This is a genomic window from Prevotella sp. P5-126 (genome assembly GCF_002251185.1).
Classification (GTDB): Bacteria; Bacteroidota; Bacteroidia; order Bacteroidales; family Bacteroidaceae; genus Prevotella.
In genome coordinates this window covers 79,149-101,795 of record NZ_NPIZ01000001.1, presented here as the reverse complement: position 1 = coordinate 101,795, position 22,647 = coordinate 79,149, and the positions used below count along the sequence as shown (strand labels likewise).

At 47.1% G+C, this 22,647-nt stretch carries 22 protein-coding genes and 3 tRNA genes; 4 read left to right on the top strand and 21 right to left on the bottom strand.

The window, feature by feature from the left end:
* A partial coding sequence (locus CIK90_RS00465) for a transposase (RefSeq protein ID WP_216820902.1) occupies positions 1-194 on the top strand: 194 nt, incomplete at its 5' end.
* A gap of 139 nt (positions 195-333) precedes the next feature.
* Here CIK90_RS00465 and CIK90_RS00460 read toward each other — a convergent pair.
* The 5 genes from CIK90_RS00460 to rpsF all read right to left on the bottom strand — a co-directional run bounded on the left by CIK90_RS00460 (position 334) and on the right by rpsF (position 3,070).
* Positions 334-621 (bottom strand): hypothetical protein, encoded by a 288-nt coding sequence (locus CIK90_RS00460; protein ID WP_094390755.1) that lies wholly within the window; start codon positions 619-621, stop codon positions 334-336.
* 58 nt (positions 622-679) lie between these two features.
* Positions 680-1,750, bottom strand: coding sequence for a carbohydrate porin (locus tag CIK90_RS00455; RefSeq protein WP_094464046.1), 1,071 nt, complete (start codon positions 1,748-1,750; stop codon positions 680-682).
* Between the two features lie 151 nt (positions 1,751-1,901).
* Entirely contained in the window at positions 1,902-2,435 is a 534-nt protein-coding gene (rplI, locus tag CIK90_RS00450; protein ID WP_094464045.1) for a 50S ribosomal protein L9, read from the bottom strand.
* Between the two features lie 20 nt (positions 2,436-2,455).
* Positions 2,456-2,722, bottom strand: a complete 267-nt coding sequence (gene rpsR, locus CIK90_RS00445) for a 30S ribosomal protein S18 (RefSeq protein WP_094390757.1) — start codon at positions 2,720-2,722, stop codon at positions 2,456-2,458.
* 3 nt (positions 2,723-2,725) lie between these two features.
* Positions 2,726-3,070, bottom strand: coding sequence for a 30S ribosomal protein S6 (gene rpsF / locus CIK90_RS00440; protein ID WP_094390758.1), 345 nt, complete (start codon positions 3,068-3,070; stop codon positions 2,726-2,728).
* A gap of 146 nt (positions 3,071-3,216) precedes the next feature.
* On the opposite strand from rpsF, the gene CIK90_RS14020 reads away from it, so the two are divergent.
* The gene (locus tag CIK90_RS14020) at positions 3,217-3,393 is read left to right on the top strand and encodes a hypothetical protein (protein WP_158214652.1); all 177 of its coding nucleotides are present in this window, start codon (positions 3,217-3,219) and stop codon (positions 3,391-3,393) included.
* Here the strand turns inward: CIK90_RS14020 and CIK90_RS00435 are convergent.
* The 12 genes from CIK90_RS00435 to CIK90_RS00380 all read right to left on the bottom strand — a co-directional run bounded on the left by CIK90_RS00435 (position 3,387) and on the right by CIK90_RS00380 (position 14,364).
* Positions 3,387-4,076, bottom strand: coding sequence for an SGNH/GDSL hydrolase family protein (locus tag CIK90_RS00435; RefSeq protein WP_094390759.1), 690 nt, complete (start codon positions 4,074-4,076; stop codon positions 3,387-3,389). The two genes, CIK90_RS14020 and CIK90_RS00435, sit on opposite strands and share 7 nt — an antisense overlap.
* A gap of 104 nt (positions 4,077-4,180) precedes the next feature.
* Positions 4,181-4,254, bottom strand: a tRNA-Asp gene (locus CIK90_RS00430).
* A gap of 21 nt (positions 4,255-4,275) precedes the next feature.
* A tRNA-Asp gene (locus CIK90_RS00425) sits at positions 4,276-4,352 on the bottom strand.
* A 71-nt stretch (positions 4,353-4,423) separates the two neighbouring features.
* Positions 4,424-4,936 carry a GNAT family N-acetyltransferase gene (locus tag CIK90_RS00420; RefSeq protein WP_094464044.1) on the bottom strand — a complete coding sequence of 171 codons (513 nt, stop codon included), beginning with the start codon at positions 4,934-4,936 and terminating at the stop codon, positions 4,424-4,426.
* On the bottom strand, positions 4,933-5,841 hold the full coding sequence (locus tag CIK90_RS00415) for a glycosyltransferase family 2 protein (protein ID WP_094464043.1): 909 nt from the start codon (positions 5,839-5,841) through the stop codon (positions 4,933-4,935). The genes CIK90_RS00420 and CIK90_RS00415 overlap by 4 nt, the downstream gene beginning before the upstream one ends.
* A complete protein-coding gene (locus CIK90_RS00410; RefSeq protein ID WP_094464042.1) occupies positions 5,838-6,272 on the bottom strand; it encodes a hypothetical protein in 435 nt (144 codons plus the stop codon). The genes CIK90_RS00415 and CIK90_RS00410 overlap by 4 nt, the downstream gene beginning before the upstream one ends.
* Before the next feature lie 78 nt (positions 6,273-6,350).
* Positions 6,351-6,968 (bottom strand): recombination mediator RecR, encoded by a 618-nt coding sequence (gene recR / locus CIK90_RS00405; RefSeq protein ID WP_173815116.1) that lies wholly within the window; start codon positions 6,966-6,968, stop codon positions 6,351-6,353.
* A 27-nt stretch (positions 6,969-6,995) separates the two neighbouring features.
* A complete protein-coding gene (locus CIK90_RS00400) occupies positions 6,996-8,789 on the bottom strand; it encodes an ABC-F family ATP-binding cassette domain-containing protein (protein WP_094464041.1) in 1,794 nt (597 codons plus the stop codon).
* Between the two features lies 1 nt (position 8,790).
* On the bottom strand, positions 8,791-9,393 hold the full coding sequence (yihA, locus tag CIK90_RS00395; protein ID WP_094464040.1) for a ribosome biogenesis GTP-binding protein YihA/YsxC: 603 nt from the start codon (positions 9,391-9,393) through the stop codon (positions 8,791-8,793).
* 101 nt (positions 9,394-9,494) lie between these two features.
* Positions 9,495-10,193, bottom strand: coding sequence for a response regulator transcription factor (locus CIK90_RS00390; protein WP_094464053.1), 699 nt, complete (start codon positions 10,191-10,193; stop codon positions 9,495-9,497).
* 47 nt (positions 10,194-10,240) lie between these two features.
* Complete coding sequence (locus tag CIK90_RS00385; RefSeq protein WP_094390765.1) at positions 10,241-11,797, bottom strand: sensor histidine kinase KdpD; 1,557 nt, start codon at positions 11,795-11,797, stop codon at positions 10,241-10,243.
* Positions 11,798-11,973: 176 nt separating this feature from the next.
* The gene (locus tag CIK90_RS00380; RefSeq protein ID WP_094464039.1) at positions 11,974-14,364 is read right to left on the bottom strand and encodes a TonB-dependent receptor; all 2,391 of its coding nucleotides are present in this window, start codon (positions 14,362-14,364) and stop codon (positions 11,974-11,976) included.
* 527 nt (positions 14,365-14,891) lie between these two features.
* Between CIK90_RS00380 and CIK90_RS00370 the strand changes: the two genes are divergently transcribed.
* Positions 14,892-14,966: transfer RNA gene (locus tag CIK90_RS00370), tRNA-Arg, on the top strand.
* A gap of 480 nt (positions 14,967-15,446) precedes the next feature.
* Here CIK90_RS00370 and CIK90_RS00365 read toward each other — a convergent pair.
* Together CIK90_RS00365 and feoB are read right to left on the bottom strand one after the other, a co-directional pair.
* Positions 15,447-16,166: a DUF5715 family protein gene (locus tag CIK90_RS00365; RefSeq protein WP_094390767.1), complete on the bottom strand. Its 720-nt coding sequence runs from the start codon at positions 16,164-16,166 to the stop codon at positions 15,447-15,449.
* Between the two features lie 18 nt (positions 16,167-16,184).
* Entirely contained in the window at positions 16,185-18,566 is a 2,382-nt protein-coding gene (feoB, locus tag CIK90_RS00360) for a ferrous iron transport protein B (RefSeq protein WP_094464037.1), read from the bottom strand.
* Between the two features lie 386 nt (positions 18,567-18,952).
* Between feoB and CIK90_RS00355 the strand changes: the two genes are divergently transcribed.
* Positions 18,953-20,392: a tagaturonate reductase gene (locus CIK90_RS00355; RefSeq protein WP_094390769.1), complete on the top strand. Its 1,440-nt coding sequence runs from the start codon at positions 18,953-18,955 to the stop codon at positions 20,390-20,392.
* Positions 20,393-20,495: 103 nt separating this feature from the next.
* Here CIK90_RS00355 and CIK90_RS00350 read toward each other — a convergent pair whose 3' ends face one another.
* Both CIK90_RS00350 and CIK90_RS00345 read right to left on the bottom strand, forming a co-directional pair.
* Positions 20,496-21,506: an iron ABC transporter permease gene (locus CIK90_RS00350; protein WP_094390770.1), complete on the bottom strand. Its 1,011-nt coding sequence runs from the start codon at positions 21,504-21,506 to the stop codon at positions 20,496-20,498.
* Positions 21,503-22,639 carry an ABC transporter substrate-binding protein gene (locus CIK90_RS00345; protein ID WP_094435306.1) on the bottom strand — a complete coding sequence of 379 codons (1,137 nt, stop codon included), beginning with the start codon at positions 22,637-22,639 and terminating at the stop codon, positions 21,503-21,505. Before CIK90_RS00345 ends, CIK90_RS00350 begins: the two co-directional genes overlap by 4 nt.
* Positions 22,640-22,647 lie beyond the last annotated feature (8 nt).

Below are 22,647 nucleotides of genomic sequence, written 5' to 3'. Positions count from 1 at the left end.
TTAGAAAGCGGGCTATCATAGAGACCGTTAACGATGAACTTAAGAATATTGCACAGGTGGAACATTCCAGACACAGATCTTTCGACAACTTCATTGTCAATACTCTTGGAGCTTTGGCAGCATATTGTTTCTTTCCTAAGAAACCTACAATTGCCGTTCAAAGGACTATTGATAGACAATTGACCTTATTCTAATTCGTCGAACTCACGTTAAATTTATTTGTTTTTTAGATTATGATGATTGCTGCTGCGAGAATGATGATTGCTATGGCGATAATTGCGGTTGGTAGTCACCTTCTGAAAATGGAAATCAGAAAAAAATCCGTGTGCCGTGCTACTCTACTTCGGTGGCAAACATACGGTCGAGGTCTTGTTGGGTGAAGGGACAGGGTTCTTGACGCAGTTTCGCCAAACGGAACTGCTGGCAGGCGTTAAGGACTGACTGCACTTCAAAACACTTAAAAAGCATGTCTTTCAGTTCGTCAAGGCGGAGGGCATCTTCCTCGGAGAACCGACCACAGGTCTTGTAACTCATGTGCTGCTCTGGCAGGAGGTCGTGGTAGTAGTACGACCAGACCAGGAATTTCATACACACATCGGGGGTCATGAGAATCTCTTGCATAGCATCGGTATTTTATGGAAAGATTAGCATTTTTTTGTGAGATAACAATTGTGACGGATTAGAAATCAAAATAGAGGCGCAGACTGGCGACGGTGTAGTTTCCATCGCTATTGCTGATATACTGGAAACTGGGCTGAAGGGCTATGGACTCGGTCAACTTGTGTTTCCACGTGACTTCTGCGGAATACTCTGTTCCGTTGTAATAGCGGGCATATTGTCCGGAGAGTCCGCACTCGTTGCGGTCGTCACGATAGGCGCAGCCTACTTCTGCATAGCGGTAGCAGGTGCTGTTGCGATTGGTATTCTCGGAGTATTGCACCATGCCGAGTACCGCCTTCCCGTCGGTTGTCCACAAGGGTTGTTCGCCATAGAGCCACCAGGCGCAACTGGTATGGCGCGCGGGAGCATCGTCATCATGATTTTTAGACACGTCGCACGATGCATCAGAAGAGCTGTTTTCACTGTCGCTGCCAACGGGGAACTGTCGGGAGTGGATGGCAACACCGGCAAAATAGCGGGCACCTCGATGAGCGTATTCCAGTTGGGAGATGTTGAACATACCATCACGCTTGGGGCGCACCAAGAACGGATTGTCATGACGCTTCCACCCTTTATACCCTACTCCATTATACAGGCTGTTGCGGAAGGTCCATTCGCCTTTTGTCACGTCGAAATAGAGGGTGAGTCCCGACAAGGGGTAGTTGGCAATAGGATAGCTGGCGGCAATCGTGGGAAAGATGCCGCATGAGCTGTTGATGAAGAGGGCTGTGACGTCGGAGGTAAAGAAGTCTTCGTTGACATTTCTCACTCCTGCAAAGAGATGGGCGTTGTCCCATTGGTGCATGTATCCCAATACGGCAATGGCTGCTAGGGTGTTCTCAGCATCGATATTGCAAAATCCCTGCCAGTCGCCAATTACGCTATGGTCGGTTTGTGCAACATGGATGGTGGCTGCCTCAACAGACCCCTTGCCCAGGGTAATACTCAGATTCAGTCGGAGAAGGTTGACCCAATTGACGTTTTTCTTCAAATCCCAATGTCCATCGGTGATATACTGACCGCTGACATGCTGTGCTGCGGCGCAAGACAGGTAAAATCCGCATAACATCGTTGTCACAATACGTTTCATCTATTCTCTGAGTTTTGTGGTTTCATTGATCACTCCAACTTCCCCTCCCCCGAATTGCGCACCGAGATGCTGGGCTGTTAGCTGAAAAAAGGGCGCACATACGTATGCGCACCCTCTTATGTTAATAACTTATGTATTGATTTACAGAATATTACTCTTCTGTAGCAGCTGAGGTCTCCTCAACAGCGGGAGCTTCTTCAACAGCGGGAGTAGCCTCTTCAGCCTTTACCTCCTCAACGGGAGCTGCCTCAGAAACAACCTTTACAGGAATCACAACCTCAACCTCCTTGTGGAAGTGGATGGTAGCAGCGTAATCACCAACCATCTTAGCATCGCGCATGGTGATGATCTTGCGATCGATGTCGTGACCCTGCTTCTTGAGTTCATCAGCAACGATGTTAGCATTGACAGAACCATAGAGCTGTCCGGTAGCACTCACCTTAGCAGTGATAGTCAACTCAACACCATTGAGAGCTTCAGCTTTCTTCTCTGCCTCAGCCTTGATAGCTGCGAGCTTGTGAGCCTGCTGCTTGAGGTTCTCAGCGAGAATCTTCTTAGCAGAGGGAGAAGCGATAACGCCCTTACCCTGAGGAATCAGATAGTTGCGGCCGTAGCCAGACTTTACATTTACGATATCGTTCTTATAACCCAGACCGATAATATCTTCTTTCAGTATAATTTCCATATTGTCGTCCTCCTCCTTATTTATTTCATCATATCAGTTACGTAAGGAAGCAGTGCAATCTGGCGAGCACGCTTAACAGCCTGAGCCACGCGGCGCTGATACTTCAGTGAGGTACCAGTGATACGACGGGGCAGGATTTTGCCTTGCTCGTTCAGGAACTTCTTCAGGAACTCGGGATCTTTGTAGTCGATGTACTTGATGCCGCTCTTCTTGAAACGGCAATACTTCTTCTTCTTAGTGTCGATAGAAGGAGCTGTCAAATAACGGATTTCTGATTGTTCTGCCATAACTTAAGCCTCCTCTTTTTTACCGGTTTTGTTGCGACGCTTCTCAGCATATTCGATAGCGTGCTTTTCAAGTTTAACTGTCTGGAAACGGATAACTTTCTCGTCACGACGGAAAGCTGTTTCGAGCTTCTTGATCACATTGGGCTCAGCCTTGAACTCTACCAGGTAGTAGAAACCTGTAGATTTCTTCTGAATGGCGTAAGCCATCTTCTTCATACCCCAGGCCTCTTCGTTCACAACCTCTGCGCCGTTATCGGCAAGGAGTTTGGTGAATTTAGCGACCGTTTCCTTTGTCTGCTCATCAGACAAAACGGGAGTCAAAATGAAAACGGTTTCGTATTGATTCATACTGTTTAAAATAAAAAATTGTGTTACTTTTGCAAAATTGCGGGTGCAAAGGTACTGATTTTTTTGTTAATTCCGTCATTTATCGGCAATTATTTTGTATCTTTGCACTAATTTTTAACGAATTACAACACAGAAATGCCTTTTCTATGAATAAAAAATTTGCCTCCATAGGAATTTTGCTGATTCTATCTGGCGTGATAACTCTTGCCACGGCATATTTCCTGCACCATACCACCAATGGTTTGCTGACCACAGGACTACTGCTGATTGTGGGGGGCATCGTCCTTTATGTGGGTGGCATCAAGCATGGCGGACGCTATTGACGGCATACCGCTTTTGCCACCTGCGCAGCAATCTGTTTCATGCCTTTCTGTGAGGGGTGTCCCCATTGTTTGTCGATGCATTCCAATTGGATGTATTTCACCTGATAATGGTCGCAGACGGTCTTCATCGACGTGGTGATCTCGTCGGTCAAGCCATCGTTGATGATGACATAGACTGTGGTGCCGGGATAGCGTTTCTGGATGCCGTCAAGAAGATATGCCATGGCGGGGCGGAACTGATAGAGATCCCGGTTGCTCCAACCGCCGTACTGGTAGTTGCCGATAGGCGATTTCGCCCAACTGTCGTTCGTGCCTCCGAAAACGAAGATGAGGTCTGCGGGCAATAGGTTGTTTAGGCGGGTGACATACGACCGGTCGCTATAGTCTGCCTCATCATAGCCTGTATGACAGATGGTTGCTCCTGAAAACGAATTGTTCTGACTGAGGCGGAAACCGTTGTCGCAGATGAACTGATACCACCAGAGCTGGGTGATATCTTGCACATCGTTGTTTTTTACATCAGACTGTGGGTACCAAACGGCATTGGTATCGGGTTGCACATAGCCTTTGAAGGTGCTGTAGGAATCTCCAAGGATGGCAACGGACGGTTTTGCCTGTGCCATCAGCGACGCTGCGCAACAGAGCATCGCGCCAACGAGTATTATCAGTTGTTTTGTTTTCATTATTATTGTTGTTTATGTCAGCATCTACAATAGCGTTACTGCCCGTTTCGGCAGCCGACAAATAAAAAAGCTCACTGAATATTCTTCAATGAGCTTTGTTTCAGCGGTGCGTACGAGACTCGAACTCGTGACCTCCTGCGTGACAGGCAGGCATTCTAACCAACTGAACTAACGCACCTTTGCTATGCGTTGAAAAGAGTGGCGGTGCGTACGAGACTCGAACTCGTGACCTCCTGCGTGACAGGCAGGCATTCTAACCAACTGAACTAACGCACCAGTCTTTTCTTGTTTAGCGGGTGCAAAGGTAGTGAGAATTTTTGAAACCACCAAACCTTTTTAAAGAAAAGTTATAAAATTCTTTGAAAAAAGCTGGCATCATGGTATTTTTCCCCGTCAAATAGCCAATCTTTGAGGGGCCTGCCTGCTATAAAACAGTATTTACGGAAGATTTGCAAGGCAGCTTCGTTGCGCTGGTCGATGATGACATAGAGCTGATGGAGATGCAGGATATGACGGGCATAATCGAGGACCTGTACCACGGCAGCTTCGGCATATCCCCGGCGCTGGTATTGGCGAAGTACCACCAGTCCGAGTTCGGCACGGAGGTGCTGTGGGTCGAAATTGGCAAGGTCGGCAAGTCCCACTACCTGGTGTTCGCTGTTTTCTATGACCAGCCGCACCTGCCGATCGACATAGATATCATTACTGGCATGAACGATGTAGTCGCGGAGTGAATAGCGGGAATACGGCACATTGGAGGTTCCCATGTCCCACAGGGAACGATCGTTCTCGATGGTATAGAGCACTTCAAGGTCTTCGGGTTCCATGGCACGGAGGGTGATAACGGGTAATTGTTTCATGTGAGTAAGTCTTGAGGGGTGATAATGGTTTTGACGCGTGTTCTGACCAGTCGTGAGGGCAGGATGCCTATCATGGCCAACAATGCACGAATCCAGATGGCGAGTTCCACGAGTTTTCTGATGCAGAAATTGGTCTGTGCATGATGTTTCCGATAATATATGATCATGGCTTTATAGAACACACGGACGTAACTGACGGTGGTCTTGTCGCTGCATCCTCCCTTATAGTGTACGATCTTACAGGGCAGATAGCAGTTGTGCCACCCTGCATCGAGGAGGCGACAGGAGAGGTCGATATCTTCGCCGTACATGAAGAAATCTTCGTCGAGCAGTCCCACCTGGTCGAGTGCCTTCCGGCGCAACATGGCGAAGGCTCCGCTGATCACATCGATCTCCGCCGGTTCTGACCATGACAGCCAACTCATGTAATAGCGTGCGAAGCGGTGGCTGTTGGGAAAGAGGCGTGCCAGTCCACACATCTTATACAGAGCGACAAGGGCTGTGGGGCGTCCTCGCCGTGATTCCGGTGCGCGTGTTCCGTCAGCATTGAGCATCTGGACTCCTGCTGCTCCCACCTGCGGATGCTGTTCCATGAAATCGACGGTCTGACGGAGTGTATTGGCGCCCACCACGGTATCGGGATTGAGGAGCAGCACATAGGGGCTGTGGCTCAACCGTATGCCGATGTTGTTGGCTTTTGCGAAACCTATATTTCCCCCACTCTCCACCACCTGCACCTGCGGGAAATGGGCCTTGAGGTCTTCGACGGTGCCGTCGGACGACTGGTTATCGACGACGATGATTTCTCCGTCAATACCTTTCATCGCCTGTTCTACGCTACGGATACAGGGTCCGAGATACTGGCGTGCATTATAGCTTACGATGACGACAGAGAGTTTTTTCATTCCGTTTCGCTTTTGCTTGTCTCTGCCTCACAGCGTTTTTGCGAGGGATAGACGAATACCATTGCCAACAGTGAGATGATGGCGAGATAGAAATAGGATGCCTTATCGAAGAGTCCGTAACATACCGCATCGATGGCAAATACCGACTGGAGCAGCAACTGGCGTGTCCATGCCCAACGGGCATACTTCTCGGGCAACTTGCGGCGTACGGACTGGCAATACATGAGTCGTAAGGCAAGGGGTACGAATGCGATAGTGAGGCATACTGCTACCATATCGACTACATATTCCACGACAGGATTGGAGATCACCTGCAGAGTTGCGCAGCAATCGGTGGTGCGCAGCAGTACGGTGATTAGCAGGGTAAGTGTCAGGATGGTCCAGAAGGTCATCATCAGCCGGTGTTGCAGATAGGATATTGTCTTAGCCATTTCGTTTGTTGTTTATTCGTTTGCTATATGCTACAGAGATTATTACCGTTTCTTATAGATATAAATAATTTGTAGCGGTCATTTGCCCTCAAACGGCGTGCGGTTGACGATAGACCTTCCGAGGGTCACCTCATCGGTATACTCCAGTTCGTTGCCTACAGACACACCCCGTGCGATGATAGAGATGCTGACATCATAGGGAGCGAGTTTGCGGAAGATATAGAAATTGGTGGTGTCACCTTCCATGGTCGGGCTGAGTGCGAGAATTACCTCCCTGACTCCCCCTTCTTCCACCCGCTTGACCAACGAATCGATTTCAAGGTCGGAGGGTCCAATGCCGTCCATGGGTGAGATGACTCCGCCCAACACATGATACAATCCCTGATACTGCTGAGTGTTTTCCACCGCCATGACATCCTGGATGTTCTCCACGACACAGACCGTAGTGGCGTCGCGCCTTGGGTCTGCACAGATGGGGCATCGCTCAGCATCTGAGATGTTGTGACAGGTTTTGCAATAGCAGACATCGTGCTTCAGGCGACTGACGGCCTCCACAAAAGCCTGTACGTCCTGATCTTCTTGTCGCAACAGATGAAGCACGAGGCGAAGTGCTGTCTTACGGCCCACGCCAGGGAGTTTGGAAAACTCCTGCACGGCTCTTTCGAGCAACTGCGACGGATATTGCTGACTGATCATTTCTTTGGTATTATTTTCCCGATTCGTTTATTTCCTCGATTCGTCTTTTATCTCTGAAAGTTCAAGCCACCGCATCGACTTCTCATCGAGTTCGCTTTGAAGCACTGGCAGGCGCTTGCTCTTCTCGGTGAGTTCATCGACAGACAGCGTACCGCTGCATAGGGCATCTTCTATCAGGTGCTGTTCCTCTTCGAGTTGTGCGATTTCCTTTTCGAGTTTCTCAAACTCCAACCGCTCTTTGTAAGTCATTCGCCGCCGGTCATCATGCCGGTAGGACTTGGCAGTCTTTCCCCTCGGTTCCTTGTTATCCTTGACCGTTGCCGCTTCTTCCATGGCGAGCCACTGGCGGTACTGGCTGTAGTTGCCGGGGAAGTCTTTAACCTCGCCCTGTCCCTTGAAAACCAGGAGATGATCGACCACCTTATCCATGAAATAGCGGTCGTGGCTGACGACAATCACGCAACCGGGGAAATCCTGTAGATACTCTTCGAGGATCTGCATGGTCACAATATCGAGATCGTTGGTGGGCTCGTCGAGTACCAGGAAGTTGGGATTCTTCATCAGCACGGTACAGAGGTAGAGTTTGCGTCGCTCGCCACCGCTCAACTTATACACGTAGTTGTGCTGCTGTTCGGGTGTAAACAGGAAATACTGCAAGAGCTGGGACGGTGTCAGGCGCTTTCCGCTACCCAGGTCAACATAATCGGCAATGGCAGTGATGACATCGATGACCTTCATCTGTTCGTCAAACTGCAAGCCTTCCTGCGAGAAATAGCCAAAGCGCACCGTTTCGCCGATGACGATACGTCCTTCGTCAGGTTGCACCTGAGACAGTAGCATTTTGATGAAGGTGGATTTTCCCGTGCCGTTGTTGCCCACAATACCCATCTTCTCGAAGCGTGAGAAGTTATAGTAGAAATCCTTGAGGATGACCACATCGTCAAAGCGCTTGGAGATGTACTGACACTCAAAGATCTTACTGCCGATATATACATTGCTCGCCTTGAGGCGGAGCTGGCGCTCTTCCATGCGCTGCTTAGCCACCTTCTCCAACTCATAGAAAGCCTCTTCGCGGTAGCGTGCCTTATGGCCTCGCGCCTGTGGCATTCTGCGCATCCATTCCAGTTCGGTGCGATAGAGATTGTTGGCACGGGCAATTTCTGCGCGTCTCGCATCAATACGCTCCTGTCGCTTTTCGAGGTAATAGGCGTAGTTGCCACGATAGGTATAGACCGTACGGTCGTCGAGTTCGAGGATGACCGAACAGACGCGGTCCAGGAAGAATCGGTCGTGGGTGACCATGAGCAAGGTGCGGTTGCCTCGCGAGAGGTAGCCTTCGAGCCATTCTATCATCTCCAGGTCGAGATGGTTGGTGGGTTCGTCGAGAATCAGCAGATCAGGTTCGGTGAGCAGCACGTTGGCGAGTGCGACACGTTTCTGCTGTCCGCCACTCAACTGCCGCATGGGTTGGTTGAGGTCGCGAATCTTCAACTGCGTCAACACCTGTTTGGCTTTCAACACCTTATCGGGATCGCCCTGGTGGTTGAAGCAGGCATCGAGCACACTCTCGTCAGGGTCGAACCGTGGAGACTGTTCCAGGAATCCAACCCTCAGGTCGCGACGGAAGACGATGTCGCCGCTGTCGCATCCCTCTTTGCCCGCAAGGACAGCGAGAAGTGTGGATTTTCCCGTACCGTTCTTGGCAACGAGTCCCACGCGTTGTCCTTCGGCTATGGAGAAACTGATGTTGTCGAACAGCTGAAGTGCTCCAAACGATTTGGAGAGGTTTTGCACATCAACATACGGAGTGTCCTTCGCCATACTATCCCTTCAGTTGTTGATTGATACTATCAATATAATCCAGGAGTTCGTCCCTACCCTGCCGACTTTCGGAGGATGTCAGGAACATCGGCGGGAGTTCCTCCCATGTTTTCTGCAACTTCTTCTTATAATTGGCAATATTCTGACTGGCCTTGCCTCCGCTCAACTTATCGGTTTTGGTAAACACGATGGCGAAAGGCACTCCTGACTGTCCGAGCCAATCAATAAACTCCAGGTCTATCGCCTGCGGTTCGTGTCGCGAATCCACCAATACAAAGACATTGACCATCTGCTCCCGTTGCAGAATATATCCTCTGATCATCTGATCGAGTTTTGCCACCTCTTTCTTGGAGCGCTTCGCATAGCCGTAGCCCGGCAGATCGACGAGATACCACTCTTTGTTGATGATGAAATGGTTGATAAGCAAGGTCTTGCCAGGTGTTGCTGAAGTCTTTGCTAACTTGCGTCGGTTGGTCAGCATATTGATCAGGCTCGACTTGCCCACATTGGACCTGCCGATGAAGGCATATTCTGGTTTTGTGTCGTTGGGACACATGCTTACCATTGGTGCGCTCAAACTAAATTCAGCACTTTTTATATCCATGCAATAAAATCTTGTCGGTATGTTATATTACTGAAACCAGCGGATTACACTTCGTAAGGCAACCCGCCAGTCTATACTGGGTTCACAAAGGTAACAGCGGTTTAGTCTTCTTCTGGAGAAATCAACTTATAACCCTTGCCGTGAATGTTGATGATTTCTATCTGCGGATCGTCTTTCAAGTGTTTACGCAACTTGGTGATATAAACGTCCATAGAGCGTGCATTGAAATAGTTGTCGTCAATCCAGATGGTCTTCAATGCGAAATCACGCTGCAGAATCTCGTTGGCATGGCTGCAAAGCAAGCCCAGAAGATCGTTCTCCTTCGTAGTCAGCTTAGACACCTTGTCGCCGATGGTCAAGGTCTGCTTCTGGGTGTCGAACACAAACTTACCGATGTGATAGACCGAACTCTCCTTGCTTTTCTTGCCACGTACACGGCGCAGGATGGCCTCGATACGTGAAACGAGTTCCTCCATGGAGAAAGGCTTGGTAATATAATCGTCTGCACCGATTTTGAAACCTTGCAGGATGTCCTCTTTGAGGGTCTTTGCAGTAAGGAAGATGATGGGGATCTCTGCGTTGGCACTACGGATTTCCTGTGCCAAAGTAAAACCGTCTTTCTTCGGCATCATGACATCGAGTACACAAATATCGAATTTGGTCTTAAGGAAAGCTTTGTAGCCTACCTCTCCATCGGGGCAAAGTTCTGCCTGGTAACCTTTAGCTGCCAGATACTCACGCAAAAGCATTCCGAGGTTTTCATCGTCTTCGCAAAGAAGAATTTTCAGTTTGTCGTCCATAATCATGAATGTTTAGATGTTATTATTCTATTTTTGTTTATTCTTATTTATTGTTCGTGGAGCACGGGGAGGGAGATGGTAAACTTAGTACCCTTGCCCAGTTCGCTCTCACATTTGATTTCACCTTGATGCAGGTCGATGACCTTCTTGACATACGCCAGTCCCAAACCGAAGCCTTTCACATCGTGTTTGTTGCCCGTATGCACGCGGTAGAACTTCTCAAAAACTTTTTTGATATTCTCGCGCTTGATGCCCTGTCCGTTGTCGCGTATGGAGAGGTACAGACGGTCGTTATCGTTCCATGTGCGGATGAAGATATTGATCGGCTCTTCGGGTTTGCGGTATTTCACGGCATTATCCATCAGGTTGGTAATGGCATTCTGGAAATGCAGTTCATCCACATAGATGGCTGAATCCACCGCTTCTATCTCGGTAAATATCTTTCCTCCTGTATGTTCCACTCGCAATGAGAAGGTAGAGGCGATATTCTCAACCATCTCGTTGAGGTCGAGTTCTTTCTTCTTGAACACGATGCTCTTCTTGTCGAACATCGACATCTGCAATACTTTTTCTACCAAAAAACGCAAGCGTTTCGACTCATCGGCAATCACCCCACCGAGATGTTTGGTCATGGCTTCTGTCTTGGTCACGGTATTGTCGTTCATCATCTGCGCAGCCAGTGAGATGGAAGCAATAGGTGTCTTCAACTCATGGGTCATATTGTTGATGAAATCGTTTTTGATTTCAGTATAGCGTTTCTGTCGGAAGATCACCACCACGGTAAAGATAAAGGTGATGAGCAATACGATGGTAAAGATGATGGACGGGATCATGAAGCGCACCGATGAAAAGATGTAGCTGTTCATCTCAGGGAAGTGGATTCTCACCAGGCCCATCTTCGACTGCGGGTCGTTGCGGAAGAGCAACTGCGAATAGTTGTACTCTTCTCCCTCGTCAGTATAGTCAGGACAGCGATAGACCTCACGGCCGTCGGTGGTAGAGACGGTGAAATGATAGGGAATATTCACTCCGTTGTTGAGGAGCTCGGCACGGATGTCCTGGTCGAGCATCTTGAAATTCACACGTTCCTTGAGGGATTTGTCGCTGGCGGTATAAAGGATATTATAGACCACCTCGTCCAACAGTGCTTTTTGATAAACATAGCGCTTGCGCACAATCTCCTGCATGGATTTGGCAGCTTCGGAGATGGAACTCTTGTCTTTGCGGATGATCATGCCTTTGGGTACGCTAGCGGGTTTCATCTCAAACGATTTCATCTGGAAGGAAGAATAGACTGTTCCGTCGTCGGTAGCTACCGAGAACTGATGTGAGTGCTTGATGGTTCCGTCCAGTCCATCGACCATCACCGAATCCTGTCGGAATGCCCGGCGCTCGGTCTCGTTGACATCCTTTTCCAAATACCTCAGCGTCTCGTTCATCTCTAAGTTGCGCGAGGCTTGGTAGAGACTTCGGTTGACACTCTCGTCAAACTGCTCCTTCTTCATCTTGATCATCTCTTCTGCATAAGAGAACTGAAGGAAGAGCAGCACCAGGAACGAGAGTCCCATGATAATGGCTATTGCCCAGATTGTGGATTTCTTCATGTCTGCAAAGTTAGCGATATTACAAACATGGGGGTACTTATTCGTTAATTATCTTCGTTAATTTTAACAATATTAACATAAATACCGATTTTTAGTATCACATTTGCAACTAAGCACAATCAGTCCTTAGGTCATCGGTGTGTTTAATCACCTTTTTCCCTAAGGACCGATTGAGATTAAAAGTTCCAACCGAAATCGATTCCGAGTTGGAAGGGGTTACCACGCTGTGCAAAATACAGCGATTCTCCCGTCGCTTTGCTTTGGAATGCGAAGGTATTGTAATGGGTATTGGTGAGATTGCGAGCCCAAAGATTGACATGACAGCATTCCAGTTGCACGCCGATATGAGCCCCCAGCAGCGCATAGACTTGCTGTTGGTAAGTATTCATTTCATCCCAATAGATGCTGCCGAGTCCGTTGAGGTCGGCTCCGAAGATGATGGCCTTAAAATTGTCGTGATGAAGGTCAACACGATAGTCTGCAAGCAATGAGAAGGAATGTTCGGGAACAAAAGGCACGCGTTTGCCGCAATAGTCAACAGCTTCGCCTGTCGCATTATCATTGGTGGTGTAATCTTTGAACGCGGCATGGGTATAGGCATAAGTGGCAGCCCAAGACAAATGGTCGGACAGCGCCTGACCGCGTACTGCCAGTTCGAGTCCACAACTGTAACTGCGTCCTGCATTGACCATTTTTCGTCCATAGCCATAATCGCTGCTAAACACAGAGAGTTGTTGGTTGCGAATCTGCATGTAGTATGCAGCTAAATCAGCCTGAACGGTGTTACCAAAGAGATTGAGGTGGGCACCTGCCTCGTAGTTCCAACTCTCCTCTGGTTTGAAGCGGATGCCTTCGAGCAACGTGGCATATTCCTCATCAGTATGGCTGATATTGACCTCAATATCCTTGCGTGCCTCCATGGCTTGTTGCAAAGCAACGCGCAGATTGTTCTGCACATCGGTCTGAATAATGTCGCTAAAGAGTTGGATATTAAATCCTCCACTACGATAACCTTTTGTCACAGTGGTATATATATTACTTCCGTTAGACCATCGATAGAGCAGTCCGAACTTAGGCAACAGCTGTTGAAACGAGGAATGTTCCTGATTGACAAATGGAGAAACCATCTTGACTTTCGCTGCCGAACCCATGATACTGAAGTCCATGTTGGCCTGTCCGCTCGTATCATAGGAAATACTGTTGCGGCTGTAATCGTATCGCAAACCGACGGTAGCGGTGAGGTGTTCGGCTATTTCAATATTCGACTCATGGAAAATGCCGATATTGGACTGTGGAGTATGGAAAGAACTCGGCACCCACAATCCCATGTTTACACGGACACCTCCTAATCGCTCAATCATGGCGGCGGCAGCCGTTTCGCCCATGCGGTCAGCCAGCGAACGGAAGATCTGTCCGTAAATCATGTTGCCGATTCTACTGCCCATCTGCTGACTGAATGCCTGTCCGAAGGTGTTGGGGGCTGTGGTCTTCAACCATTCATGGGCAAGAAACATACCATTAGTCCAGTGCCAACGGCTCTTATTGGCGCTCTTTATGGTAAACTCCTGACTGAGCGAATTGCTCAACTGACGCTGATCGACCTTGAAGAAGTCGGAAGGCGAATAGTCGGCATCCATCAGCAGACGGTCGCGCAAGAACTGCCAGGAAGTGGTGCTTTGCATGATGAATCCTGCTCCTGAGTATTGGATATGGAGTCCGTTGGTCAACAGATTGCGCTGATAGCAACTTTGCTCGTTCTGACTAGGATCATCTACGCGGTTGTTGTCCAGATGGAGCACGCCATAAGGGTTGGCGTTCTGGCGAACATACTGGTAGTCACTAATGAAATCAATGTTCCAATGCGCTGACGGACGAAGCATCAGGCGGAAACGACCGCCAGCCTCATCCATCTTATCGGCAGAACGGTCGGTCTGCGTGTTACGATAGAATCCGTTTGTGCCTTGATAGAACCCTGCCAACGAGAAAGCTGCTTTGGAGCTTAACTGTTGGGAGTGTGCCACTTCCACATTACGATAGAAGGCGGTTCCCAATCCCAGTTTCAATGCCGTACCCTGATGGCTAAAAGGTGATTTAGAGTAGATTCTTACCAGTCCGCCATCTGCATTCATTCCATAGAGCGTACCCTGGGGACCACGCAACACGTCAACGCGGTCGGTCTGGTAAAGATGGGTGTTGAACGCTGTTTTGTTGGACAGAGGGATGTTGTCAACATACACACCCATTGACGGACTGTTGACGCGGGAGCCGATGCCACGCACGTAAATAGAGGATGTAAAACGTGAACCATACGCAGGCATGGCAAGCGAAGGAACAAAAGCAGAGACGTCTCGAATATCTCCCATTCCATGGTCAACAAGTTGGTCGTGACCTATTACCGTTGAAGCCAAAGGCTGCTGGCGCAACCGATAGGTATCTTTGGGCTGCGAAACCACAACGACTTCGTCAAGGTCATAAACGCGCGAAGAGTCGGATGGTATATTCAAAGACTCAGCCTTGCTTACTGCAGGCCATAGCAATAAAATAATAAATAACGATTTGTTTCTCATAACGGCTGCAAAGTTACGTTATTTTCTCTGCCTGTCCTATCCACATTTATATGGAAAATTGCATTTTCCTCTTCTGCATTCACTTTCTGCAGTGTCGGGCAGAGGCGTTTCCACTCACATTTCTATGCTATCAAGCAGTTTGGATGCCAACGACAAAGAACATCGTTTCTTCGGCCAAGTGACAGCTATGATTTTCCTCAAAAACAGCACATAATTCAAGAAAAAAACGTAACTTTACGCTCAATAACTTCAAACTGGACCGTATTTTTAGTTTCCAACCTATAATCTTATTCTTTTGAAAAGGCCTGCATGAAACAACAGATTTATAATTTGGAAGAGTTTGCCACTTAATATCATCTTCAGGATATATTTGGAGCTTATGTGGCATATTTCACCATAAACAGAAAAGACAATGAAAACGATGCTGATTTCAAAGTCAGAATCGCTTTCACTCAGAAAACAAGAAGAAATTATCATTTTTCTTTGGTTTTTCACTTACTTCTTTGTACCTTTGCAGCCGAAAAGTTGGTTCCGTAGCTCAGTTGGATTAGAGCAACGCCCTTCTAAGGCGTGGGTCTAGGGTTCGAATCCCTACGGAATCACTTCAAAAAAGAGAATCAGCAATGGTTCTCTTTTTTGTATTTAATAGGTAGTAAAAAACATACAAATACAGTACACCTTCTAAGCTGTCAATAAAATCAAACTAAAATTAGAATCATTAAGACGCCACGTAGGCACGTATTGAACATTTACTCAGACAACAATGCTTATGCCAACCTGTTCAAGACAGACTTTGGTTAAAGGCCATGCTTTTCTGGTTAAACCGGCGTATTACCTCAAGTCGCTTTATGGGGTAAGGGGATTTTGTGTTTAAAAAGTTACTATTATGCACGGAATATGTACAATAAAAGAATTTTTGTCGTTTTACAAGCAAAATCACACTAAACCCTATTGGTTGCGGATTTGAGAAAGAATATACGGAAAGACTTTGTCTGCTAATTTAAGGAATATTGTTTTTATATATGTATAACAGATGTTTTTGTGCCAATAGCAATATCATTGTCTTCTTTTTATGATCTGTATTAACGGACTGTCATGTGAAAACAACCCTGTTTCACTTCGTATTTGATGTAACACCGGTCTTGTTCACGTATATCGCGAAGCACTTGTGTTAAGACCCATTTCAAAGTATCGTTGCGAACAGGACGCATCACGGGATGATAACGGTTGTAACAAACATCGAACGTAGTGCCGAAAAGATGGCAGCTGCGCTCGGTGGCATTGCCATTACGGCGACGCAATTTATCAACATCTTCCTCACTACGCAATACGCTGGTTACAATCAGTTGATTGATGGGTATTCCCTTGACATAAAGACTATCATAGAAAGCCTGACCTATGTCTTGCAGCAATACTGCCGCACGAGGCACAAGATAAGGCAGGGAACTCCGGAGATGATCTACATGATAATAAGGACTTGAGGCAATATAAACCAACTCCTTTTTACGTGCTTCCGCATCAGCACGATTGGCAACAGGACGAACACCCAGGCGCTCAGCAGCGGCAAGTTGCACTTGCTGGCTATCGGGAAAGGTCGTCTTGTAAGGAGGCACATAACCAATCTTGTGAGGTTTTTCTCCTATCTCCGCCACGACAGCCGGAACATTCTGAACAGTATCTGTCACGACAGCCTCGTTGGTTTCAGTAGAATCACAACAGCCCAACAAAGGCTCTTTAATCACGGCCAATGCCACTACAACGGCATAGAAGACGGTGACATATTTTCTTTTTGATATTTTCATTTTTATGAGTTACCGTTTCTAAAACAAACTACCAATTTGATAGACTAACATGCTGACAATCCATGCTATTGCCGTGGTGTAGAAGGCAGAGAAAGCAGCCCAAGACCACGATCCTGTTTCGTTGCGTATGGCAATGACCGTAGCTATACAGGGGAAATACAATAATACAAACAGCAGATAGCTGAAGGCAGCAAGCGGTGTGATGCCATCGGCAAGCATCTGATTGCGCAAGCGGCTATATTTGGCAGTATCGTCGCTGAACGAGTCATCATCGCCAAACGAGTCGTCGCCACTGTAAATAACACCTATTGTAGAAGCCACGATTTCCTTTGCACCCACACCGGCAATGAGGCTGACATCGAGTTTCCAGTTGAAACCTTGCAGCTCGAAAACCGGTTCTACGGCCTTACCTATACTGCCAATATAGGATTGCTCCTTTTGTTGGACAGGTGATAATGATTCATCGTGGGGGAAATAACCTAACGCCCAGACGACGATGGAAGCCACGAGAATGATACCACTCATCTTCTTGAGATACTCTTTACCTTTCTCCCACGTATGTCTGCCAATGGCTTTGGGAGTTGGCCAGCGGTAAGGAGGCAATTCCATCACAAAAGGAGTATCTTCGCCCTTGACAACAAATGACGAGAACACCTTGCTGACTATGATTGCCACAATCACACCAATGACATACAGCATGATCATCACCCATGAACGGTATTGGGCAGCAAAAAACGTTCCTATGATCATAATATAAATAGGTAGGCGCGCCGAGCACGACATGAAAGGCAAGATAAGCATCGTGATAAGACGAGAGCGCCGACTCTCTATGGTGCGCGTAGCCATGATGGCAGGAACATTACAACCAAATCCCATGATAAGAGGGATGAACGATTTACCATGCAGCCCCATCTTATGCATCAACTTATCCATAATAAAAGCTGCACGTGCCATATAGCCGCTATCTTCCATCAGCGAGATGAAAAAATAGAGAATCAATATCTGAGGCAAGAAAACAATAACTGCTCCTACTCCACCAATCACGCCATCAACAAGCATGGAACGCAAGGGACCTTCGGGCATCAGCGCAGAAGCCTGTTCGCCCAACCATGAAACGGCAGACTCTATCCAGTCCATCGGGTACTGGCCCAACGAGAAAGTGGTCTGGAACATCACATAGAGAATCAAAAAGAAGATGGGAAAGCCCAGATATTTATTGGAAAGCACATCATCTATAAAATGCGTCATGCGGTAAGTATCTTCCTTGGTGCCTTGCCGAAAGCCCGCTTCTGTCAGAGCGCCATGAATAAAACCATACTTCGCATCCATAATGGCAGTTTCAGAGTCAGTCTTTTTCTCCCCTTTCACACGAAGTTCTGCTGCGTCACGCGCTGCCATAATCTCTTTGGCATTCTCCATCTTCGCCACATAAGCCTCTGCCCGGTCATCATGCTCAAGAAGTTTGATGGCCATATAGCGAGTTGAAAAAAGCGTGCGAACCACCTCGTTGCGCTTCAGGTACTGTTGGATATGGGCAATACCGGACTCTATCTCGTGACCATGGTTGATGTGAATATGGCGAACAGACGCGTTGCAGTCTTCAAATACGCTGATGACCTCACGAAACAGCTCCTGGACTCCCCGACCCGATTTGAATGACGTACAAACAAAAGGCACACCAAAAAGCGTTGACAGCGTTTGAGTGTCTAACGTGTCTCCTCGGCGTTCAAACTCATCATACATATTGAGTGCGCAAACCATTCTGACGTTCATGTCAACAAGTTGAGTTGTCAGATAAAGATTACGCTCGAGATTGGAAGAGTCTATCACGTTGATGACAACATCGGGATGACGTTTCATCAGATGCTCACGCACGTAGAGTTCCTCCGGACTGTAACAGGAGAGCGAATAGGTGCCGGGAAGATCCGTAAGATTAAAGACAAACCCGTCGCACGTCGCACGAGCCTCGCTGGCATCAACCGTCACACCACTGTAATTACCCACATGCCCGTGAGCACCACTGGCGAAATTGAAAAGCGACGTCTTACCACAGTTCGGATTACCTATCAGAGCCACATTGATGGTATTGCCAACATGTGCTGGCAAAGATTGGTCGCAAGTGTCTTGAACTGTATCTGTCATGGTTCCATGATTCACAACGGGTTGCTGATGGGATGGGTCAGTATCCACCACAATCATCTCAGCCTCTTGCCTACGCAGACTGATTTCATAGCCCATTACCTTATATTTGACAGGGTCCTGCAATGGTGCATTAAGCAAAACCTCTACATCTTTTCCTCTGACAAATCCCATCTCTACGATGCGTTTTCGGAAGCTGCCATGGCCTTGTACCGTCACTATCGTGGCATGTTGCCCCGTTTTCAGATCGGATAGTTTCATTTGCTATACTTTAAAAATACGAGTGCAAAATTAGTAAATTATCTGCAAATAAGGCAAAAACCATACTATAAATCATCAAAAATAGGTATTCCTAAATGAAATGGATTCTAAAGTTTTTACAAGGGAATAGATACCAAACTCATAAATACATGTCGTGGGGATAGTCCACGAAAGGAAAAACCTCGAAGTCATCCCGAATACATCCCGAAGCCGAGAACGAGTCATCAACTCCTATTCTTTTCAACTTATGAATGAGAAACAAGCACTTTTTTCTCCGCAAACCTTTACGCAGAAAAATGGGACATAAATAAATATTTTTTTTGCAGTTTCGCAATTAGTTCGTAACTTTGCCCTACATTTAAAAACAATCTATAAAATATTAAGAAATGAAACCGTTAAACAAACATTTCGCACCTAAGAGTGTGATGCCTGAAAAGGTGATTCAGTTTGGTGAAGGAAACTTCCTTCGTGCTTTTGTTGATTGGATTATCTGGAACATGGACCAGAAAACCGATTTCAATGGTAGCGTAGTTGTAGTACAGCCTATAGAAAGAGGTATGGCAGACTGGCTTAACGGACAAGACTGTCTTTACCACGTTAATCTTCAGGGTCGTGAAAACGGAAAGCCCGTCAATACGCTTGAGCGAATCGATGTGATCAGTCGCGCTTTGAATCCTTATTCACAGAACGATGCATTCATGGCATTGGCAGACCAGCCTGAGATGCGTTTCGTCATTAGCAACACCACAGAAGCCGGTATTGCTTTTGACCCTGCTTGCAAGTTGGATGATAAACCTGCATCTTCATATCCTGGCAAACTCGTACAGTTGCTTTATCGCCGTTATCAGACTTTCAACGGAGATCCCACTAAAGGACTTATCATCTTCCCTTGTGAATTGATTTTCCTCAACGGACACGTACTGAAGGATTGCATCTATAAATACATCGAACTGTGGCAGTTGGGTGATGCTTTCAAGAAATGGTTTGAAGAAGCTTGTGGCGTTTATGCCACTCTCGTGGATCGTATCGTTCCAGGATTCCCACGCAAGGAAATTGCTGAGATTCAGGAAAAGATTTCTTACCGCGACAACCTTGTTGTACAGGCAGAGACATTCCACCTCTGGGTGATAGAAGCTCCTAAGGAAGTAGCTAATGAGTTCCCCGCAGACAAAGCTGGTCTCCATGTGCTCTTCGTTCCTTCGGAGGAACCTTACCACAAGCGCAAGGTGACATTGCTCAACGGCCCACACACCGTACTCTCTCCTGTGGCATACCTCAGCGGCGTTAATATTGTACGCGATGCTTGCAACCATGAGGTCATCGGTAAATACATCCACAAAGTGCAGTTTGACGAACTGATGCAAACACTCGATTTGCCTATTGAAGAGCTTGAGAAGTTTGCAAGCGATGTTTTGGAGCGTTTCGACAATCCATACGTTGACCATCAGGTGACCAGCATCATGCTCAACTCATTCCCCAAATTCTGTGCACGCGATCTGCCCGGAGTAAAGACATATCTCGAGCGCAAGGGCGAACTGCCTAAGGGATTGGTATTCGGTTTGGCTGCCATCATCACCTACTACAAAGGTGGCAAGCGTGCTGACGGTGCAGAAATCGTTCCTAACGACGACCAGAAGATTATGGATTTGCTCAAGGATCTGTGGGCAACTGGTGACACCCAGAAGGTTGCAGACGGAGTACTCGGTGCCGAGTTCATCTGGGGAGAAGACCTCAACAAGATCAGCAATCTCAACGGAATGGTTAAACTCTTCCTTGACCTGATTCAAGACAAGGGTATGCTCGAGGCTGTTAAAACTATTCTTTAAGACATAAGGAATTCTCAAAGGAAAAAAGATATGTTTTCATTACTAAAAGGCTACACCTGTTTGGGTGTAGCCTTTTCTTATTCGGAAAATTTTTATAGCACGCTTATCGCCTTGAAAGAATAACGTAGATGACAACAGGTGCTCCTATCAAGGGCGTAATGGCATTAAGAGGTATTATCCCACCCTCACCAGGTAATACCGTCAATATATTGCAAAGCAAAGCCACAGCACTTCCTGTCAGAATTGTAGCAGGAAGAAGAACCCGATGATTGTCTGTTCCCAACACCAATCTCGCAATATGCGGTACTGCCAAACCGATAAATGCCACGGGACCGCAAAAAGCCGTGATTACAGCAGTAAGGACACCTGTTACCAGCAACAGCCAGTTGCGTACACGTATAATGTTTACGCCAAGGTTTTCAGCATAGCGATCTCCCAAGACCAAGGCATTGAGAGGCTTGACAAGAGCTAAAGAAACAGCCAAGGTTATCAAAGTTATCACACTAAAAGTAGGAAGCATTTTCAGCGAAACACCTCCAAAAGATCCCATTCCCCATACCATATACGATTTCACCCCTTCATCTGTTGCAAAAAAATTGAGCAAGGAAATGGCAGAACCAGCCATATATCCTATCATTATGCCAACAATCAGCAACATCACATGACTTCGCACCAATGTAGAAAAGAAAAAGATCAACGCCATGACACCCATAGCACCTGCAAATGCAGCAAGAAGAACAGCCATGAAACCGCCAATGCTGACAGTTCCAGCCGAAACGCTTCCACCGAAAAACAACATCACCAAGGCTACACCAAGGCCTGCACCACTATTAACACCAAAAATGCTGGGACCTGCCAACGGATTACGAAACGCCGTTTGCAAGATAAGTCCGCAAACAGCTAAAGAAGCACCACAAAGCATGGCAGTAACAGCCTGAGGGAGACGCGATTCAATCACGATATACTGCCAACTGGGCTTGACGGACTCTTCTCCAATCAGAATGCGAAATGTTTCGCTCACAGGAATCGAGACAGAACCAATCAATAGGCTCACCACAAAAAACAAGAGCACCATGATGCCAAGCATGATGCATGAAATGTAGCCTTTGTTCATTTTGTATTTTCGAAATAGCGTAAGTGTTTTGATTGGATCAAATTCGGATGAAGTATCTGGATGATGTCAGAAAGCAATAGGTCAGGACGAAATGGAGTTTCTTCATAAAAAGATGTCTTCTCTACATTACATCCATAAACTTCATTCTGACGAAATGCTTTCAGCATCTTATAACCGTCGCGCTCCCCTAAGAGATCTGCCTTCGTATAGGTATGGTCACTACTATAACGGAACAGCCAGACGTCAGCTTCGCCAGCTCGTTCTAAAACATTCTCAAAGGGCAGAGCCAGACTTCCTCCATGGGTATCGTTCTCCCAAGGGTAGTCACCACCCGCATCTTTAACCATCTGCCCAATGGTGCTGCGTCCACCGGGAACATGCCATACAGAACCTGTCATCTTGTCGAAAAGCACAGTACGGCGATGTCCTCCATGACGAGCCTTTGAAGCTTGTTGTTGAAGCATGTGGTAACAGCTATCTACACAAGCGAAAAGGCTGTCTGCCTCCTGTTCACGTCCAAGAAGCAATCCATAGAATCGCATCCATTCTGCACGTGCCAACGGAGAGTTTTCCATATACTCTGCACATTCTACAATAGGAATATTGATTTCCTCAACCTTTCCATAGCCACCGCTGTTTTCAAAAGGAGAAAGCATGATTATATCGGGCTTCACATCCATAATCTTCTCTACCATGGGTTGCATTCCACTACCGCAATCTGCTATTTTACCAGCTTTTACCCCTTGTTGGACAAATGGCAGTTTGATATATTTCAAATCAGCAACAGCCACTATCTTGTCCTGTGCTCCAAGCATACCGAGTAAAGAACAATGAACTGTGGTAAATACAGCAGAATGCTCTACGGGTGTACGGATAATGGTAGCCTGTGCAGGCAGTAATGCTTGATCTGGTAACTGTTCGTCTTTCGGAACCAATACATAGGTATGAAGAGTCTTCCCTGATTTCCAAGGATTACGGATTTGAGCCATCGTATATCCCTCATGACGCACAATAGTCAACAAAGAGGAATATTTTAAATGAAGCGTGTCGCCACCATCCTGCACTTCGGCCATTCGGCCTCCGCAGGATGACAGCAACACGGTCATCATTCCAAACAGGATGAACTGACGCATCTCTGTCT

Bases quoted from the DNA above. Each gene is read 5' to 3' on its own strand.
- CIK90_RS00460 (WP_094390755.1), bottom strand. From the start codon at position 621: ATGCAAGAGATTCTCATGACCCCCGATGTGTGTATGAAATTCCTGGTC.
- CIK90_RS00455 (WP_094464046.1), bottom strand. From the start codon at position 1,750: ATGAAACGTATTGTGACAACGATGTTATGCGGATTTTACCTGTCTTGC.
- rplI (WP_094464045.1), bottom strand. From the start codon at position 2,435: ATGGAAATTATACTGAAAGAAGATATTATCGGTCTGGGTTATAAGAAC.
- rpsR (WP_094390757.1), bottom strand. From the start codon at position 2,722: ATGGCAGAACAATCAGAAATCCGTTATTTGACAGCTCCTTCTATCGAC.
- rpsF (WP_094390758.1), bottom strand. From the start codon at position 3,070: ATGAATCAATACGAAACCGTTTTCATTTTGACTCCCGTTTTGTCTGAT.
- CIK90_RS14020 (WP_158214652.1), top strand. From the start codon at position 3,217: ATGAATAAAAAATTTGCCTCCATAGGAATTTTGCTGATTCTATCTGGC.
- CIK90_RS00435 (WP_094390759.1), bottom strand. From the start codon at position 4,076: ATGAAAACAAAACAACTGATAATACTCGTTGGCGCGATGCTCTGTTGC.
- CIK90_RS00420 (WP_094464044.1), bottom strand. From the start codon at position 4,936: ATGAAACAATTACCCGTTATCACCCTCCGTGCCATGGAACCCGAAGAC.
- CIK90_RS00415 (WP_094464043.1), bottom strand. From the start codon at position 5,841: ATGAAAAAACTCTCTGTCGTCATCGTAAGCTATAATGCACGCCAGTAT.
- CIK90_RS00410 (WP_094464042.1), bottom strand. From the start codon at position 6,272: ATGGCTAAGACAATATCCTATCTGCAACACCGGCTGATGATGACCTTC.
- recR (WP_173815116.1), bottom strand. From the start codon at position 6,968: ATGATCAGTCAGCAATATCCGTCGCAGTTGCTCGAAAGAGCCGTGCAG.
- CIK90_RS00400 (WP_094464041.1), bottom strand. From the start codon at position 8,789: ATGGCGAAGGACACTCCGTATGTTGATGTGCAAAACCTCTCCAAATCG.
- yihA (WP_094464040.1), bottom strand. From the start codon at position 9,393: ATGGATATAAAAAGTGCTGAATTTAGTTTGAGCGCACCAATGGTAAGC.
- CIK90_RS00390 (WP_094464053.1), bottom strand. From the start codon at position 10,193: ATGGACGACAAACTGAAAATTCTTCTTTGCGAAGACGATGAAAACCTC.
- CIK90_RS00385 (WP_094390765.1), bottom strand. From the start codon at position 11,797: ATGAAGAAATCCACAATCTGGGCAATAGCCATTATCATGGGACTCTCG.
- CIK90_RS00380 (WP_094464039.1), bottom strand. From the start codon at position 14,364: ATGAGAAACAAATCGTTATTTATTATTTTATTGCTATGGCCTGCAGTA.
- CIK90_RS00365 (WP_094390767.1), bottom strand. From the start codon at position 16,166: ATGAAAATATCAAAAAGAAAATATGTCACCGTCTTCTATGCCGTTGTA.
- feoB (WP_094464037.1), bottom strand. From the start codon at position 18,566: ATGAAACTATCCGATCTGAAAACGGGGCAACATGCCACGATAGTGACG.
- CIK90_RS00355 (WP_094390769.1), top strand. From the start codon at position 18,953: ATGAAACCGTTAAACAAACATTTCGCACCTAAGAGTGTGATGCCTGAA.
- CIK90_RS00350 (WP_094390770.1), bottom strand. From the start codon at position 21,506: ATGAACAAAGGCTACATTTCATGCATCATGCTTGGCATCATGGTGCTC.
- CIK90_RS00345 (WP_094435306.1), bottom strand. From the start codon at position 22,639: ATGCGTCAGTTCATCCTGTTTGGAATGATGACCGTGTTGCTGTCATCC.